Raw genomic sequence first — 17,098 nt, 5'->3', positions numbered from 1 at the left:
GCACCTATTGCTCGTTTAATTTATTTAATAACGGGGCGAGATCAGAGAGAGTGGTCGGACGCACCACCCTAGCCACTTCAACCCCATCTTTTAATAGCACTATCGTTGGCCATAACTTCACCTTATAGTGCCGACCTGGCTTTTTCCCCTTGCCATCAAATAACTTAATATGCGGAAGAGTGGTATACCCTTTTAAACCTTCCTTTAAAACAAGTTCACCGGCCTGGCAATGGGGGCACCAAGGCGCGCCAAACTCAACAATGGCAAAAGATGCAATCCCTGCAATGTCTTCTATCGTTGGTGAGAGTTCTGAGTATTCGCTGTTGTATGCCAATGGATATTCATTCATAACGGATTCCTAACTACAGTGGGTATTCCTACCAATCGTACTAAATAACGGGTCATTCTAGCTTGTTAAAATACTCGATAACTGCGTTAGAATTTTTGATTGTAGAATAACGACTTATCGAAAAATTCTCCCTTGTTTTCGAGCGTTTTTCCAGTGCTATGTCTGATCACTTACTTAGTGTGATTGATACCACTACAGTATAAAAACGCCATAAAAAAAGCGACTCTTTCGAGTCGCTTTTCAATAAATTCTATGTGTAACACAGGCTTATTTACGTAATTTTTTAGGCTTACGCTTGCTTGGACCTGTGGTGGTGATGCGTTCTTCGTGACGACGAACAGCACGACGAATTTTTTGTGAACGAGAACGTTCGCGGTTACGAGATGTATTGCGTACATCTATCACTGTTGATTTTTCTGGCGCTAATTCAACAAGTTCACGTAAGTAGTTCACTTGTTTAAGATCCATTTCCATCCAACCGCCACGGGGTAATTTTTTCTCAAGGAAAATATCGCCGTAACGGACACGTTTCAAACGGCTCACGGTCGTATCTTGAGACTCCCATAAGCGACGCACTTCACGGTTACGGCCTTCGTTAATCACCACGTAGAAAGTATGATTCATGCCTTCACCGCCAGCGTAAACGATGTCTTCAAAACGGGCCATGCCATCTTCAAGTTGGACACCACGGGTTAAGTTACGAACTTTCTGCTCGTTAACTTCACCAAACACGCGCACTAAATACTCACGCTCTACTTGGCGACTCGGGTGCATCAGTCTATTGGCTAGCTCACCATCGGTTGTAAACAGTAATAAACCTGATGTGTTCGCATCCAAACGACCTACAGAGATCCAACGTGCACCACTAATTTTTGGTAAACGATCGAAAACTGTGCGACGTCCTTCTGGATCATGACGGGTACACAACTCGCCTTCAGGCTTGTAATAAGCAAGAACACGACACACTACTTCTTCTGATGCTTTAATGGAAACTTGATGACCATCAATACGCACAACGGCGAGATCATCTTCTAAGCGTTCTCCTAGCGTTGCTACCTGACCGTTAACGCTTACGCGACCTGATTTAATTAAACTTTCAAGTTCGCGGCGAGATCCATGACCTGCACGTGCTAAGATTTTCTGTAATTTTTCGCTCATTTATTTACCTTTGTGTCGTCTTCTCAGACGTCGATGAAGTAGTGGTTCGCCGAATTTTCGGGCGCGTAGTATCTCAAACTATCACTCGGAAATCACTCACTATTTATATTATGTTCAAACTCATGGTTCATCGATGTCACACTTCAATCACCCATTTTATTCAAATGGGGCAGGATCGCCGGCACCGCGACGAGATATTACAGGTTCGCCCTCACTAAAATCGATCACTGTAGTGGGTTGCTCCCCTAAATAACCACCGTTAATAATCAAATCTACGGCATGCTCCAATTTATCTCGGATCTCTTCAGGATCAGACTCTGTCACATCGCTTCCAGGAAGAATCAATGTCGTGGACATCATTGGCTCCCCTAACGCTTCAAGCAGATCAAGGGCAATTTTATTATCCGGGACACGAATACCAATGGTTTTTCTTTTGGCATTCATTAAACGACGAGGGACTTCTTTAGTGCCTTTAAAAATAAAGGTATAGGCACCCGGCGTATTATTTTTCAATAAACGAAAGGCACTGTTATCCACTCGCGCATACAGGGAAAGTTCCGATAGATCGCGACATAATAAGGTAAAGTTATGCTTATCGCAGATTTTACGAATGCGACATACTCGTTCCATCGCCGATTTATTTTCTAACTGGCAACCTAAGGCATATCCAGAATCGGTGGGATAGATAACCACGCCACCATTATGAATGATGCTGGCCGCTTGTGTGATAAGTCGAGCTTGTGGGTTATCGGGATGTACATAAAAATATTGACTCATCATATCTCCTCATGAGTACGCATCTTAACTCTCTGATGCTTTCGAATCAGCAAATTGTGGCCAACGACTCCAAACCGCAGTGACGCCAGCAGGTAGCCATAAATTTCGACCCAGCTCCATCCACGGTGAAGGGTAATGGAAGTCGGAACCTTGAGATGCTAATAGATTGTATTGTATAGCATAATCAGCCAAGTTTCTTCGCTCTTGTTGACTTTGTTGCGGTTGCGAAACCTCCATGGCGTCCCCTTTTGCTTCGACGAAGGCACTCAATAATCGCTTTTGCCATTTGGCGGTTAAGTCATATCGTCCTGGATGGGCAAGAACGGCAGTGCCCCCAGCAAGATGGATCGCCGTAACGGCTTCTGTCATTGAGCACCAAATAGGTGGCACATATCCGGGTTTGTCTCGGGTTAAGAAACGCTTAAATACTTGCTGCATATTTTTTGCATACCCCTTATCGACCAACCACTTAGCAAAATGCGCTCTGGTAACTGGCGCACCATCAGCCAACGCTTTCACCTCTGGCAAGGGGTCCACTTTTAGATGCTTGGACAAACGGTAAGCGATGAGCTCCGAGCGCTCAATTCGCCGTGCTTGCTGAGCGGCAATCAACTGTTGCAGAGAAGGGTTATGCACATCAATGTTGAGCCCTACTATATGGATATCTTTATTTGACCATACCGTAGAGATTTCGATACCGGTAATTAACTGAATATCGGCCTTGGTGGTTTGAATATACTCCAATGCCGGTTGAATACCATCCACAGTATCATGATCCGTGATAGCAAGAACCGCCACACGATGTTCAATGGCCCTATCTATAAGCGCTTGTGGACTGAAGCGACCATCAGACGCTGTGGTGTGAGAATGCAGATCAAATATCATAAAAGGCTTGACTTTCCATTGCTGTACTAGTTAACTAGTACGCATAAATTATTTAAAGGTTTAGCAATTCGCTATGAATACACACATGATACCTCAGCCTAGCCTAAACTGTCGCACATTCAGCGCAGTTTGTGTGCGTGCGTTTTCAGGGCAGTGGCGTTGGTGGTTCGATAGTAAAGCGAGCTAAATCTTGAGTGTGCCTAATAAAAACTCAAAAGCTCGCATTAATATGCGGGCTTTTTTTATGCCACTTTACATAATGAATACGTTTAGCATTAAATTGATTGCTTAAATTTCAAACGACTTTTGCATAATCATTTTTGGGTGGAACAACAGAATATGAGAGTATGTGATGCAAAGAACCAGAAGCTTACAAGGAGGTCTTGTGAATAAGACCATAAATCTGACCACGCAAGGGCAACTAGATGTTGTGCAACGTGACGTCCTCTATACACAAGATCCAACGGAACTCTTTCATCATTTATGTGACAATAAAGATGACACTCTTCTTCTTGAATCTGCCGAAGTGGAATCAAAAGAAGACTTAAAAAGTTTGTTACTCGTTGATGCTGCTATGCGCATTGAATGTCGTGGCCACCAAGTGGTACTCACCGCTAACTCTGACAACGGCCAAGCTTTGCTGGCGCGTGTGGTGTCTAATCTCAACCCGCATTTCATTGTCAGCACCACGCCAAGCAAACTTACTGTTCACTTTGAAGCCCCTAATGATAATTTAGATGAAGACAGTCGCCTTCGTCAGCCATCCTCATTTGATATGTTGCGCATTGTAAAACAGAGCTTCAATTGCGATGAGCATGATCCACTAGCCTTATACATAGGTGGCTTATTTGCTTATGACTTGGTGGCAAATTTTGAACCATTAGGTGACGCGGCGCAAAACAGCCAGTGTCCTGATTATGTGTTCTATGTGGCGGAAAGCCTCATTGTTATTGACCACCAACAGCAGCAAGCGCACCTCATTGGTACCCTATTTGATGCCAATGACAGCACTCGCGCCTCGTTAGAGAAAAAGCTTCGTTCTATTGAAACTGAAATGCAGGTCATTCAACCAACACCTGAATCAGTAAAATTGCCGCAGTGTGATGTGACTGTTAGTGTCAGTGATGAAGAATTTTGCCGCACGGTACAAGATCTCAAACAGTTTGTGATTAAAGGGGATATTTTCCAAGTTGTCCCTTCTCGATATTTCTCTCTTGAGTGCCCATCGCCACTAGTGGCGTATAAGCACCTGAAAAAAAGCAACCCAAGCCCTTACATGTTCTACATGCAAGATGAGTTGTTTACTCTGTTTGGCGCCTCTCCAGAAAGTGCGCTGAAATATGAAAAAGAGAGTAACCAAATCGAAATTTACCCTATTGCGGGTACTCGCCATCGCGGTAAAAATTCAGACGGTAGCATTAACTTTGACCTCGATAGCCGAATCGAATTAGAGCTACGTTCAGATCGCAAAGAAAATGCCGAACACATGATGCTGGTGGATTTGGCGCGTAACGACGTAGCGCGTATTTCTCAAGCGGGTACTCGTCATGTGGCCGACTTGCTCAAAGTAGATCGTTACAGCCATGTGATGCATTTAGTGTCTCGCGTGGTAGGTCAACTTCGCCAAGATCTTGACTCGCTGCACGCCTATCAAGCTTCCATGAACATGGGCACCTTAACCGGCGCGCCAAAAATACGCGCTATGCAACTTATCCGTGATGTGGAACAGCAACGTCGTGGCACTTATGGTGGTGCGGTCGGCTATATGACAGGCCGAGGCGACTTAGATACCTGTATTGTGATTCGCTCTGCTTATGTAGAAAACGGCATTGCCAAAGTACAAGCGGGGGCAGGTGTCGTGTTTGATTCAGATCCACAATCGGAAGCGGATGAAACTCGCACTAAAGCACAAGCTGTCATCAGCGCAATTCAAGCGGCTCACACAGAGGTGAAGCATGGCTAATATTCTATTTATTGATAATTTCGATTCGTTTACTTATAACCTAGTTGATCAATTTCGTACCCTTGGTCATCAAGTGACTGTGTATCGTAACCACACGGATCTTACTGTGTTGGAAGATACCTTACAGACGTTAGATAACCCGGTTATCGTACTTTCTCCGGGCCCTGGGGCACCCAGTGAAGCGGGCAATATGCCTAAAATCATTCAACAATTTAAAGGCAAAGTACCTATGATCGGTATTTGTCTTGGTCATCAAGCTATTGTGGAAGCTTATGGTGGCACTGTGGCAGGTGCTGGGGAAATCATTCATGGCAAAGTGTCGATGATGGAACATAATAACCACGCCACTTATATGGGTTTGCCCTCTCCTTTTGCCATTGCTCGTTATCATTCATTAGTAGCCACCAATGTCACCGATGATTTAACGATTACAGCCCAGGTGGATGGACTAGTGATGTCTGTAGTGCACGAACAAGACAAAATCTGTGGATTTCAATTCCACCCAGAATCGATAATGACCACCTATGGTGCGACACTTTTAGCTAACTCTATTGAGTGGGCTCTTGCGTCTGATGACCTTAGCCAACAGCAGTAACAAGGAAGAATAATGCAAGACATTCTAGAACAACTTTATCGTCAGCAAGCGCTAAGCCAACAGCAGAGCCAAACACTGTTTGATCAGATAATCAAAGGTGAAGTGGAACCTATTGTATTGAGCTCTGTTCTTACTGCTTTAAAAATAAAAGGGGAAACCCCAGCAGAAATTGCTGGTGCGGCAAAAGCGCTACTGGCAAATGCTAAACCCTTCCCTCGCCCTGACTATGATTTTGCTGACATTGTGGGCACTGGTGGAGATGGTTCAAACACCTTTAACATTTCAACCACGGCCGCTTTTGTTGCCGCCGCTGTTGGACTGAAAGTCGCTAAACATGGTAACCGCGGTGTTTCTAGCAAATCAGGCTCTTCAGATTTATTAGATTCCTTTGGCATTAATTTGGCCATGAGCGCGCAAGATACTCGCCAAGCGGTGGACGATCTTGGCGTGGCATTTTTGTTTGCTCCTCAATACCACCAAGGTGTGCGTCACGCCATGCCTGTGCGTCAAGCGTTAAAAACGCGCACTATTTTCAATATTCTTGGCCCTTTGATTAACCCAGCAAGACCCAACATTGAACTGATGGGCGTGTATGACGAAAGCTTAGTGGCACCCATTGCACAAACTATGCAGCAAATGGACATGAAGCGTGCTGCTGTAGTACATGGCAGTGGCCTTGATGAAGTGGCCATTCACGGTACAACCACAGTGGCAGAAATCAAAGAAGGCAATATTGAATATTACACATTGACCGCTGAAGATTTTGGTTTGCAAACCTATCCGCTCGAAGCGTTAAAAGGTGGCACACCTGAAGAGAACCGCACTCTAGTGACAAACCTGTTATCCGGTAAAGGAACTCCAGCACAAGAGTCTGCTGTGGCGGCCAATGTGGCATTACTCATGAAGCTATTTGGTCACGAAGATCTAAAAGCTAACGCTAAGCAAGCTATCGAAGCCATGCGCAGTGGTAAGGCGTTCCAACTTGTCGAACAACTGGCAGCAAGAGGTTAATTATGTCAGAGCACATTTCACAACATAACAAAGACATGGCGCAAGTACTGGCTAAAATCGTTGCTGACAAAGCCATTTGGGTTGCAGAGAGAGAAAAAGTTCAACCTCTGGAGAGCTTTAAAGCCTCGCTAACCGATTCTGATCGCAGCTTTTACAACGCCCTATCAGGTGAAGAAACGGCTTTTATTCTTGAATGTAAAAAAGCCTCACCGTCGAAAGGTCTCATCCGTGATGACTTTGATCTTGATTACATCGCCTCTGTATATAATAACCATGCCAGTGCGATCTCGGTATTAACCGATGAGAAATACTTCCAAGGCAGTTTTGATTTTCTTCCGCGTATCAAGAAACAAACCAAGCAGCCTATTTTATGCAAAGACTTTATGATCACCCCTTATCAGGTGTATCTAGCGCGCCACTATCAAGCGGATGCGATTTTATTGATGCTGTCGGTGCTTAACGACGAACAATATCAAACGCTGGCGACCATTGCTCACTCATTAAATATGGGCATACTCACCGAAGTCAGTAACGAAGATGAATTACAACGTGCCATTGATCTTAAAGCGCAAGTTGTTGGTATTAATAATCGCAATTTACGCGATCTCACCATCAATTTAGACCGTACTAAAGCTTTAGCACCGAAACTGCCACAAGGCACTACGGTAATTTCAGAGTCGGGTATATATAACCACCAGCAAGTGCGCGATTTAGCCAACTACGCTAACGGTTTTTTAATCGGTAGCTCATTGATGTCTGAAGAGAATCTTGAACTTGCTGTACGTAAGGTATTGCTTGGTGAAAACAAGGTTTGCGGTCTTACCCATGCTGATGATGCTACAAAGGCATATAATGCAGGCGCTATTTATGGCGGACTGATCTTTGCTGAGCAGTCAAAGCGAAAAGTAGATGAAGAAACTGCTCGTTTAACCATGAGTGGTGCCCCACTGCGTTATGTGGGCGTCTTCCAAAATCAAAGCTGTGAGTTTATTAGTAAAACGGCACAATCATTAGCGCTTACCGCAGTACAACTGCATGGCGATGAAGATGAGGCGTTCGTTAATGATCTTCGCCAGCAACTCGATAGCAGTACAGAAATTTGGAAAGCCTATGGGGTAATGGATGACATGCCATCCTTTATCAGCAATGTTGACCGTCATCTTTTAGATTCGAAAGTGGGCGCGCAAAGTGGTGGTACTGGACAAGCATTTGATTGGTCTAAAATAAACGATCTGAATGTCATGCTTGCCGGTGGACTCAATGCCGACAACATTGCCCAAGCATCACAATTGGGTTGCTTGGGGCTTGACCTCAATTCTGGCGTGGAAACGGCGCCAGGCAAGAAATCTCGTGAAAAGCTCGAGCAAGCTTTTGCTGCGATCAGACACTATTGATTCCATCGCCTGCTTTATAGAGCCGGCGTGACAAAAATTTTAAGGAAAAAATCATGGCAAAACTTGATGCCTACTTTGGAGAGTTTGGCGGACAATACGTTCCGCAAATCCTCGTACCTGCACTTGATCAACTGGAACAAGCTTTCATTGATGCGCAAGATGACGCTGACTTTCGTGCTGAGTTCATGCACCTATTACAAGAGTACGCAGGTCGCCCTACTGCGCTTACTCTTACACAAAATTTAACCAAAGGTACTAAAACCAAACTGTACCTTAAACGTGAAGACTTGCTGCATGGCGGTGCTCACAAGACAAACCAAGTATTAGGCCAAGCACTGCTGGCTAAACGCATGGGTAAAACTGAAATCATTGCCGAAACAGGCGCGGGTCAACACGGCGTTGCTTCAGCATTAGCTTGTGCTCTGCTCGGTCTTAAGTGTCGTATCTACATGGGCGCAAAAGACGTTGAACGTCAAAGCCCGAACGTGTTCCGTATGCGCTTAATGGGCGCGACGGTTATCCCTGTTCACTCTGGCTCTGCAACACTAAAAGATGCGTGTAATGAAGCACTGCGTGACTGGTCTGCTAGCTATGAAACAGCTCACTACCTACTAGGTACAGCTGCCGGCCCTCACCCATTCCCAACTATAGTGCGTGAATTCCAGCGTATGATTGGTGAGGAAACCAAACATCAAATTTTAGCTCGCGAAGGCAGACTGCCTGATGCCGTTATCGCATGTGTGGGCGGCGGCTCTAATGCTATCGGCATGTTTGCTGACTTCATTGAAGAATCTGATGTTCGCCTTATTGGTGTTGAACCTGCAGGTAAAGGCTTAGATACCACAATGCACGGCGCACCGCTGAAACACGGTAAACTGGGCATTTTCTTTGGTATGAAATCACCGCTAATGCAAGACTCTGATGGTCAAATTGAAGAGTCCTATTCTATTTCTGCTGGTCTGGATTTCCCATCAGTAGGCCCGCAACATGCGCACCTCAATGCCATTGGCCGTGCTGAATACGGCGCTGCTACCGATGATGAAGCCCTAGAAGCTTTCCAAATACTGGCTAGGAAAGAAGGCATTATCCCTGCCCTTGAGTCGGCTCACGCCCTCGCTTATGCCTTAAAACTGGCACACGATGAACCAGAAAAAGAACAACTATTAGTGGTTAACCTTTCAGGTCGTGGCGATAAAGATATTTTTACTGTGTACGACATTTTGAAAGAAAGAGGAGAGATATAATGGACCGTTACGCTGCGTTATTTGAACGTTTAGAAGCGAAAAGCCAAGGTGCATTTGTTCCATTTGTGACCATAGGCGATCCTAACCCACAACAATCTCTTCGCATTATGCAAACCTTAGCGGATGCTGGTGCCGATGCACTTGAGCTAGGTATCCCATTCTCTGACCCTCTTGCCGATGGTCCAACGATTCAAGGTGCCAACATTCGCGCCTTAGATAGCAAAACCACGCCGAGCATTTGCTTTGAATTAATTGCTAAAATCCGTGCGCAATACCCTGATCTGCCAATCGGTTTATTAGTGTACGCAAACCTTGTGTTTGCCAATGGCATTGATAACTTTTATCAAGCTTGTGCTAACGCTGGGGTGGACTCAGTGTTGATTGCTGACGTCCCTACAGGCGAAAGTAAAGAGTTTAACACTGCAGCGAAAAAAGCGGGTGTTCACGCTATTTTCATCGCGCCGCCAACGGCAACAGATGAAACACTAAAAGAAGTGTCTGAATTAGGTGGTGGTTACACCTACCTACTGTCTCGCGCAGGTGTCACTGGCGCGGAAACAAAAGCAAACATGCCTGTTGATCACATGCTTGAGCGCCTCGCTAAATTTGACGCGCCACCAGCATTACTTGGTTTTGGTATTTCTCAACCAGAACAAGTGGCTTCAGCAATTAATGCAGGGGCTGCGGGGGCTATTTCAGGTTCTGCTGTAGTGAAAATTATCGAGAGCAATCTTGGTGATGATGACAAAATGCTTGAGCAACTTTCAAGCTTTGTCACTAACATGAAAGCGGCAACTAATAAGTAGACATCTCCTTTTGAGATTCTTTACTTAATAGAAAAAACACACTAAAAGGTGATTGCCTTTAAGTGTGTTTTTTTATTTTAATTAAGCCGAATACTTGCCTACTTTTTAATACCCATCACAGTAATTAAGTGATCAGAAATAGCGCAGATAAAACACTTGATAACCCGTTAGATCACGAAGATTATTTGGACGGTAATCCTCCCATTAATAATTGCATTCAATCGTAACAAGTCTTTGTGGCATGGGTGTCACAATGAAGCAATCAAGGATGATTTCACGGCGTCTTGTGGAGATGACGCACATGATTGGTCAAAAAGCGTTCACTCATGCGCTCGCCCTAATAGAGTACTCTTACTTGTTACTCATTATTTAGTTATCTCTTTGCTCAAGTATTTCTTTAAATGCAAACATAGCATTTAAAGCGGCAGGAAAGCCTGCATATACCGTCATTTGCAATATGATTTCCTTCAGCTCTTCCTCACTGCAACCTACATTGAGCGCAGCATTTAAATGTACCTTAAGTTGAGGGGTACAATTACCTAAAGCCGTGAGTGCGGCAACGGTAGCAATTTCTCGAGACTTCAAGTCCAACCCTGAGCGGGCATAGATATCTCCAAACGGAAATTCAATGGTATATTTGGCTAAATCGGGGCAAATATCTTGTAGGCTATCAATAACATGCTGCCCTGCTTCACCGTCAATTGTTGACAGTAACTGTAGGCCCATCTCAAAACGTGAATCATTCATTTGTCTATTCCTGTTTAATTAATACAGGAGTAGCTTACAAGTTAGAGTTAGCTCTAAGTCAACTCACTTTTCCACTTTTATATAATGTGATTTTGTCTTCTAATGCACTGAGATGCAGGGTTTGTTGAGCAATGTGTTGTTTTAAGTTTTCTCTATGTCGCTCTAACAATGCTTGACGCTCAACAACTGAATCTTCACCTCTGTCTCTTAATTTTGCGTATTGTAGAATCTCATCAAGAGGCATTGCCGTTTCCTTAAGGCGTTTTATAAAACCTACCCACCTTAGATCTTGAGAACTATACACTCGGTGACCACTGCTATTTCGCTGCACATTTTTCAGCAAGCCTATTTTTTCATAATATCGAAGAGTATGAGATGACAACTCAACCAAGACCGAAAATTCTTTTATATTCATGTTGACCTCTAATAGTAAATTCTATTCTTATAGCAATTACAGCAGTAAATGAGCATCAATCGCGTAGGAAAAACACTGGCAAATTCTAGCATAGGGATTAAAATGCGACGCTAACGTCTATAGCTAACTTGAGTGACCTTATGCTTCGTGATTACACCTTTGATTGTCTTGTAACTATGCCCCGCCATGAACTGGAAGAGTTCGGCGCAAGAATGATCAGCAAAATGGTACCGGAAGATGTAATGAGTGAATTGTTCACTTTTGAACACGAAGAGGTGGACAGCGAACAACGTATGGTGTCTGCGCAACTTGATGCCAAATTACGTATGACAGGCATTGCTCTAAGTGAAATACAACAAGCCTTTGATGATTCAGAACACGCCAAGCAAAACAGTGTGAGAATGACCCGTTTGGTTCTATGGCATTTCTACGCTATCTCATTTAACTTAGAAGAAGCGATTTCTCTTGAAATACACTGCGAACAAGTTGAAAAAATATTACGCAATACCCCTCAAGACGCATTAGGTTGGGTGACTACCCTTACCGAATTACTGCACACCTACGCTCGTATTAATGCTGAACAAAACGGCTAAGTCCCTAATACACACATTTAAATACAAAGTGCGAGTATACCCCGTCCCTCGCACTCATTAACACAATACCAAGCATAAAATTAAACCTGTCATACCAATCACACTAAGTAAGTGATCAGAAATAGCGCAGGAAAAATTCTCGAAAACAAGGCAGAATTTTTTGATAAGTAGTTATTCTACAATCAAAAATTCTAACGCAGTTATCGAGTATTTTAACAAGCTAGAATGATCAGTTATTGAGTACGATTGGTATCACTTAAGTGTATTGAATTTCATGCTCTATATAGTCTTCTTCACTAAACCAAGTAACGCTACCAATATAGTCACTTTCATTGAGCTTGCTATCAATCACAGCGGCTAAGCGCGTGGTCATTCTAAAGCAACCTTCATCATTTTCTAACTCATCAAGCAACTCACCTACCATCGCTTGCGCGTCACTATCGAGTTGCAAATTCATATAATGCATTTATCTATTATCCGTTTAGCCCATACGGTTGATGTTACGCTAAGGAGGCAGTGATAACCACTGCTAGATGGCACAACTAAACTGATGATGCCATTATCTGAATGTAACAGGCAATGAGCACACTATCCTCAATACACTTGCTCAACTTAATCAGCCCCGAATATTGGATGTTCACCTCAGAAATTAATCTGGACACCCAAGTTAATTATTATTGCCAGCCATGTTAAATATTTATTCACATATGCAGTCAGAACCTGCCAGTTAGTCGTCACCAATGCCATCGGTCACGCACAATTTATCACTGACTCCTGCGGTTCTTTATTTGAATATTTATCGAAGAAGCTCACTCCCATTTTTTCACTTTGTCACCTCATGTTAGCCTTTGTTGAATTTGTAACAAAGCACTTACAAATACACACGCAACACATAGTCATCTGATTTCATAGAATCGAGCTACGTAACCGATTGCATCCATGCTTTTCCCTTCATAAGGGTAAACATCGTGGTATTTGTAGACATCTATTTTTATCTCGCATAATATTTGCGTGACATAGGTCACATGCGTGCTTTTCTCTTCTGACACATTCCCTGATATGGCAGTAAAAAGAGGCATACCCAAATTTGGGGGAAATTCCCCCACCACAATGCTTATTTAAGCAGTACTATTTACTCTCAGCACAAAAGGTAAAGGAAGTGTTAAAAAATAAAAAATTACTTGGCAACATAGGCGTGCAAGTTGTCATTGCTATGGTCCTCGGGACACTTGTTGGTGCCGTTATGGGCGAAGGCGCGACCGTTTTTGCACCTCTTGGCACTATCTTCATTAATTTGATTAAAATGCTTGTTGTGCCACTGGTTGCTGTTGCCTTAATTTCTGGTTCAGCTGGTCTTGGTGATAGCTCATCTGCAGGTAAAGTTGGTATTACTACTCTTGCCTTTTTTGCTGTTACTTCAGCGTTAGCTGTAGCGCTAGCATTGGTAATGGGCCACATATTTGAACCAGGCACTGGTATTGATATGGCATCTGTTGAGAGCATGTTCTCAAGTGAATACGCCTCTCAAGGTACTATCCCAGGTTTTTGGGATACCGTCACTGGCATGATCCCAACGAACGTTTTCCAATCTTTGAATGATGCGAACATACTGCAAATCTTAGTATTCTGTCTTTTCTTCGGTATCGCTGTTTCAAGTTTAGAAAAACAACGTCGTGATCCTCTGGTCAACGGTGTGAATGCTATCGTTGATGCAATGGTTTGGATGATCAATAAAGTAATGCTACTAGCACCTCTAGGTGTATTCGGTCTAATGGCTGATGCGGTAGGTTCATTTGGCTTTAGTGCACTCACCGTTGTTATTAAGCTCTTTATTGTTTATGTGGTGGCTATTTTGATTTTCGGCTTCATCGTATACCCTGCGATGGTGCATGTCTTAACCAAAACATCCGCTAAAAAGTTCTTAGTGGCTATGAAAAAGCCACAAGCTGTTGCTCTATCGACGGCCTCTTCCATGGCAACGCTGCCTGTGAACATGGATACCGTTGAAAATGAACTCGGTGTAAGAACATCAACCGCTTCATTTGTTTTACCTTTAGGTGCAACAATCAACATGTCTGGTAATGCTATTTACTACGGCTTAGTGGCTATCTTCTTTGCTCAAATGTTCCACATTGACCTAAGCTTAGGCGCTTATATTGCAATCATCGCCACCTCTACTCTAGGTGCTGTTGGTCAAGCGGGCGTTCCAGGACCATCATTCTTAGTCGTAGCGGTATTGCTTGCTGCGGGTATCCCAATTGAAGGTCTACCATTGCTATTTGCCCTTGACCGTATCTTCGATATGATTCGTACTGCGTTAAACATCACAGGTGATGCCGCATGTGCTGTGATTGTAGATTCTTTACTAGAAGATGACGTTTCTGCCGTCGAGCAACAAGGTTAATCCTTTTACTGTTACATAAAAATATTAAGGCCTTATCGCTTAGCGATAAGGCCTTTTTTACAACTTGATTCACCTTAATGACACCAATCACACTAAGTAAATGTTCAGAAATAGCGAGTATTTTAACAAGCTAGAATGACCCGTTATTGAGTTCGTTTGGCATTACTTAAGTAAACGTTGATAGAGGGAGTCTTTTAACACTGCCCTATCGTGCTTTAGCCGATTCATCTCTTTATCGGTTATCGGATCACCGTTTAGCTCCAACACTCGTATCTCTTTATCTAGGGCAATATAAGCCTTGTTGTCCCTAGCAAAATTTGAATCATTGCTCATCATTTGATTAATTTCTTGTTCCAACTCAGGAAAGTCGTTATTTAAAGAGTGCTTTTCACCTAACATAATCATCCCTTTCATTCTATTGTACAATCACACGAAACCCTTATTAAAGGTAGCATGTATTTTGAGCTTTTGAGTTCGATTATATCGAGCCTAGTATGAACGGTTACGCAAATTGCATCGCAAAAATTATTCCATAACGTATGCTGAAACCTGTCCCCCCACAAGGAGCACAAACTTAGCCTTGCTTTACAGCGACTCTAGCACTTTTTCTATCTGTTTTATGGTGAGCATAGGATCTCTATAATCCACGGGAACTTCTATCACTGTACTGTCTTTTTCTACAAACAATGATGGGAAGCTATTGCCACCAATAGAGCGAGCAAAAGCCAGTTCAGACTGCAGTTGTTGCTCTATTTCATCTGAGGACATGGCTTGTCGAAACGCGGCCACATCTAACCCCGTCTCTTCAGCTAACGCCTCCAATGTGCTTACATTGCTTGGGTTTCGTGCTTGCAGGTAATAGGCATGTTGAACTGCGGTGAGTAACGATTTCTCTTTGCCTTGTAGACGGGCGGCCAACATCGCACGGCACGATGGATAAGTAGAACGTCTCGGAGTATTGGTTTGCCAAAACTCATGGTTAAACTGCGTCCCTAGCAACGCCTCAATTTTCTGCCAATAAGAGGCAATTTGTTGGCGCATTTCCATGGGCATAGGTACATCTGAATCGGGTGCTAGGCCTCCAACAACATAAGTCACCGACAGCGTATCTTGCAATTTGCTCTCAATCGTCTGCCAAGCAGGCTTATAACCCCAGCACCATGCACACATAGGGTCATACACATAATAAAGGCGGGCACTTACCTTGCTCATTGTTAGTTATCTCCATTTTATTTTTCATTATGTTGCTACCACAGATTTTATATCAATCTGTTTAATATGTTATTGCCAAGATACAACACATAGATAAAGCGCCATAGCCTTTTTGCCAAAACCAGCATTCCAGGGCTCTCATTTTTTCATATTTTCACACCAGATCCGGAAACATAGATTCGTAAGCCCATTTAGTGATGAACAATGAGTGGATCTCTAGTGCCAACGCTATATTTCATGGTGTCAATTAGGTAGACTAGCGTAAACGCAAACATCACTATGAATCATGAAACCATTATTTGACTTTGTCCCTCTTATCATCTTTTTTATATTGTACAAAATGTATGATATTTACATGGCGACTGGGGCTCTGGTCGTGGCCACGTCGATTCAACTTATTCTTACTTTCTTAATACTGAAGAAGGTGGAAAAGGTACAAGTCATCACGTTTATTGTGGTGACGATTTTTGGTGGACTAACACTACTTTTGCATGATGAAAACTTCATCAAATGGAAAGTAACCATTATCTACAGTTTGTTTGCGTTAGGCTTAACCATGACACAGTTAACCGGTAAGCCATTTATCAAGGGAATGTTGCATAAGGAAATTTCTCTACCAGACTCCCAGTGGAAGATTATCAACTGGGCCTGGACTCTTTTTTTCACATGCTGCGCTTTGCTTAACATCTATGTGGCTTTCCGCCTTCCTCTTGATGTATGGGTAGACTTCAAAGTGTTCGGCTTATTAGCCGCCACCTTAGTGTTCACCCTACTCACCGGTCTTTATATCTACATATGTACACAAAAAGAGAGTAAAAAAATAGAATGACGAGCCCAATAGCACAAGCTCAGCATGCTCCCCCTCGCGGAGAAATGCTACTTAGAACACTGGCTATGCCTGCTGACACAAATGCCAACGGTGATATATTTGGTGGCTGGATTATGTCTCAACTCGACCTTGCTGGCGGTATTCTTGCTAAAGAAATCTCCAAAGGGCGTATTGCCACTGTATCTGTTTCCAGCATTACCTTTAAACGCCCTGTTTCTGTTGGCGATATTGTGTGCTGTCACGGCGAGTGCAGTCGTATTGGTAACTCTTCAATGTCTATTGAATTGGAAGTTTGGAACAAAAAAGTGCTCGGTGAGCGCGCTGGAGAACGTGAATTGGTGTGTGAAGCAACTTTTCACTATGTTGCTATTGATAGTAACGGTCGACCTCGTAAAATAGAAAAATAAAGGACCTATTATGTGGTATGTTATCTACTCTCAAGATGTACAAGACTCTCTGCAAAAACGTATGAGTGTGCGTGAGCAACACCTCGAACGCCTGCAAGCCTTGCAAAATCAAGGTCGCTTATTAACCGCAGGACCAATGCCCGCGATTGACAGTGACAACCCTGCTGAAGCTGGATTTACAGGTTCAACAGTTATCGCTCAATTTGAATCTCTACAAGATGCTCAAGCATGGGCAGATGCTGACCCATACATCGAAGCTGGCGTCTACCAAGACGTTATTGTTAAACCTTACAAAAAAGTATTCTAATT

The 17,098-nt window shown here is 43.4% G+C and carries 20 protein-coding genes; 11 read left to right on the top strand and 9 right to left on the bottom strand.

All coding sequences use genetic code 11. From position 1 onward, the window contains the following. Positions 1-4: 4 nt before the first annotated feature. The 4 genes from OCU56_RS05405 to rnm form a co-directional block, all read right to left on the bottom strand. Positions 5-349, bottom strand: coding sequence for a thioredoxin family protein (locus OCU56_RS05405; RefSeq protein ID WP_261874508.1), 345 nt, complete (start codon positions 347-349; stop codon positions 5-7). A 267-nt stretch (positions 350-616) separates the two neighbouring features. Further along, the gene (gene rluB / locus OCU56_RS05400) at positions 617-1,507 is read right to left on the bottom strand and encodes a 23S rRNA pseudouridine(2605) synthase RluB (RefSeq protein WP_261874507.1); all 891 of its coding nucleotides are present in this window, start codon (positions 1,505-1,507) and stop codon (positions 617-619) included. A 156-nt stretch (positions 1,508-1,663) separates the two neighbouring features. Continuing rightward, entirely contained in the window at positions 1,664-2,284 is a 621-nt protein-coding gene (locus OCU56_RS05395) for an L-threonylcarbamoyladenylate synthase (RefSeq protein WP_261874778.1), read from the bottom strand. Between the two features lie 24 nt (positions 2,285-2,308). Further along, positions 2,309-3,169 carry an RNase RNM gene (gene rnm, locus OCU56_RS05390; protein WP_261874506.1) on the bottom strand — a complete coding sequence of 287 codons (861 nt, stop codon included), beginning with the start codon at positions 3,167-3,169 and terminating at the stop codon, positions 2,309-2,311. Between the two features lie 352 nt (positions 3,170-3,521). On the opposite strand from rnm, the gene OCU56_RS05385 reads away from it, so the two are divergent. From OCU56_RS05385 to trpA, 6 genes are read left to right on the top strand one after another with little or no spacing between them, the layout of a single operon-like run. Then, complete coding sequence (locus tag OCU56_RS05385; RefSeq protein ID WP_261874505.1) at positions 3,522-5,132, top strand: anthranilate synthase component 1; 1,611 nt, start codon at positions 3,522-3,524, stop codon at positions 5,130-5,132. After that, the gene (locus tag OCU56_RS05380; protein WP_261874504.1) at positions 5,125-5,727 is read left to right on the top strand and encodes an aminodeoxychorismate/anthranilate synthase component II; all 603 of its coding nucleotides are present in this window, start codon (positions 5,125-5,127) and stop codon (positions 5,725-5,727) included. Before OCU56_RS05385 ends, OCU56_RS05380 begins: the two co-directional genes overlap by 8 nt. Before the next feature lie 12 nt (positions 5,728-5,739). Next, a complete protein-coding gene (gene trpD / locus OCU56_RS05375) occupies positions 5,740-6,738 on the top strand; it encodes an anthranilate phosphoribosyltransferase (RefSeq protein WP_261874503.1) in 999 nt (332 codons plus the stop codon). 2 nt (positions 6,739-6,740) lie between these two features. Then, the gene (gene trpCF / locus OCU56_RS05370) at positions 6,741-8,132 is read left to right on the top strand and encodes a bifunctional indole-3-glycerol-phosphate synthase TrpC/phosphoribosylanthranilate isomerase TrpF (RefSeq protein ID WP_261874502.1); all 1,392 of its coding nucleotides are present in this window, start codon (positions 6,741-6,743) and stop codon (positions 8,130-8,132) included. Positions 8,133-8,185: 53 nt separating this feature from the next. Beyond that, the gene (gene trpB / locus OCU56_RS05365; RefSeq protein WP_261874501.1) at positions 8,186-9,376 is read left to right on the top strand and encodes a tryptophan synthase subunit beta; all 1,191 of its coding nucleotides are present in this window, start codon (positions 8,186-8,188) and stop codon (positions 9,374-9,376) included. After that, a complete protein-coding gene (gene trpA, locus OCU56_RS05360; RefSeq protein ID WP_261874500.1) occupies positions 9,376-10,182 on the top strand; it encodes a tryptophan synthase subunit alpha in 807 nt (268 codons plus the stop codon). Before trpB ends, trpA begins: the two co-directional genes overlap by 1 nt. A 369-nt stretch (positions 10,183-10,551) precedes the next feature. On the opposite strand, the gene OCU56_RS05355 is transcribed toward trpA, so the two are convergent. Continuing rightward, entirely contained in the window at positions 10,552-10,929 is a 378-nt protein-coding gene (locus OCU56_RS05355; protein WP_261874499.1) for a carboxymuconolactone decarboxylase family protein, read from the bottom strand. 58 nt (positions 10,930-10,987) lie between these two features. Continuing rightward, positions 10,988-11,344 (bottom strand): MerR family transcriptional regulator, encoded by a 357-nt coding sequence (locus OCU56_RS05350; RefSeq protein ID WP_261874498.1) that lies wholly within the window; start codon positions 11,342-11,344, stop codon positions 10,988-10,990. A gap of 140 nt (positions 11,345-11,484) precedes the next feature. Here OCU56_RS05350 and OCU56_RS05345 point away from each other — a divergent pair, with 140 nt between their 5' ends. Further along, positions 11,485-11,937 (top strand): exoribonuclease R, encoded by a 453-nt coding sequence (locus OCU56_RS05345; protein ID WP_261874497.1) that lies wholly within the window; start codon positions 11,485-11,487, stop codon positions 11,935-11,937. Between the two features lie 256 nt (positions 11,938-12,193). Here OCU56_RS05345 and OCU56_RS05340 read toward each other — a convergent pair whose 3' ends face one another. Further along, the gene (locus tag OCU56_RS05340; protein ID WP_261874496.1) at positions 12,194-12,403 is read right to left on the bottom strand and encodes a hypothetical protein; all 210 of its coding nucleotides are present in this window, start codon (positions 12,401-12,403) and stop codon (positions 12,194-12,196) included. A gap of 693 nt (positions 12,404-13,096) precedes the next feature. Here OCU56_RS05340 and OCU56_RS05335 point away from each other — a divergent pair. After that, positions 13,097-14,341: a dicarboxylate/amino acid:cation symporter gene (locus tag OCU56_RS05335; protein WP_261874495.1), complete on the top strand. Its 1,245-nt coding sequence runs from the start codon at positions 13,097-13,099 to the stop codon at positions 14,339-14,341. 162 nt (positions 14,342-14,503) lie between these two features. Here the strand turns inward: OCU56_RS05335 and OCU56_RS05330 are convergent, their stop codons facing one another. After that, positions 14,504-14,740: a YdcH family protein gene (locus tag OCU56_RS05330; protein ID WP_261874494.1), complete on the bottom strand. Its 237-nt coding sequence runs from the start codon at positions 14,738-14,740 to the stop codon at positions 14,504-14,506. 186 nt (positions 14,741-14,926) lie between these two features. Continuing rightward, positions 14,927-15,553, bottom strand: coding sequence for a DsbA family protein (locus OCU56_RS05325; RefSeq protein WP_261874493.1), 627 nt, complete (start codon positions 15,551-15,553; stop codon positions 14,927-14,929). Positions 15,554-15,839: 286 nt separating this feature from the next. Between OCU56_RS05325 and OCU56_RS05320 the strand changes: the two genes are divergently transcribed. The 3 genes from OCU56_RS05320 to OCU56_RS05310 are packed head-to-tail and all read left to right on the top strand — an operon-like array spanning position 15,840 to position 17,096. Next, complete coding sequence (locus OCU56_RS05320) at positions 15,840-16,382, top strand: septation protein A (protein WP_261874492.1); 543 nt, start codon at positions 15,840-15,842, stop codon at positions 16,380-16,382. After that, positions 16,379-16,789, top strand: coding sequence for an acyl-CoA thioester hydrolase YciA (yciA, locus tag OCU56_RS05315; protein WP_390904856.1), 411 nt, complete (start codon positions 16,379-16,381; stop codon positions 16,787-16,789). Before OCU56_RS05320 ends, yciA begins: the two co-directional genes overlap by 4 nt. 10 nt (positions 16,790-16,799) lie before the next feature. After that, positions 16,800-17,096 (top strand): YciI family protein, encoded by a 297-nt coding sequence (locus OCU56_RS05310; protein WP_261874491.1) that lies wholly within the window; start codon positions 16,800-16,802, stop codon positions 17,094-17,096. Positions 17,097-17,098: the final 2 nt, after the last annotated feature.

Origin of the sequence: Vibrio rarus (assembly GCF_024347075.1) — a bacterium.
In the GTDB taxonomy this organism is placed as follows: Bacteria; Pseudomonadota; Gammaproteobacteria; order Enterobacterales; family Vibrionaceae; genus Vibrio; species Vibrio rarus.
The sequence above is the reverse complement of the archived record's forward strand: the minus strand, read 5'-3'. Positions and strand labels throughout refer to the sequence as shown.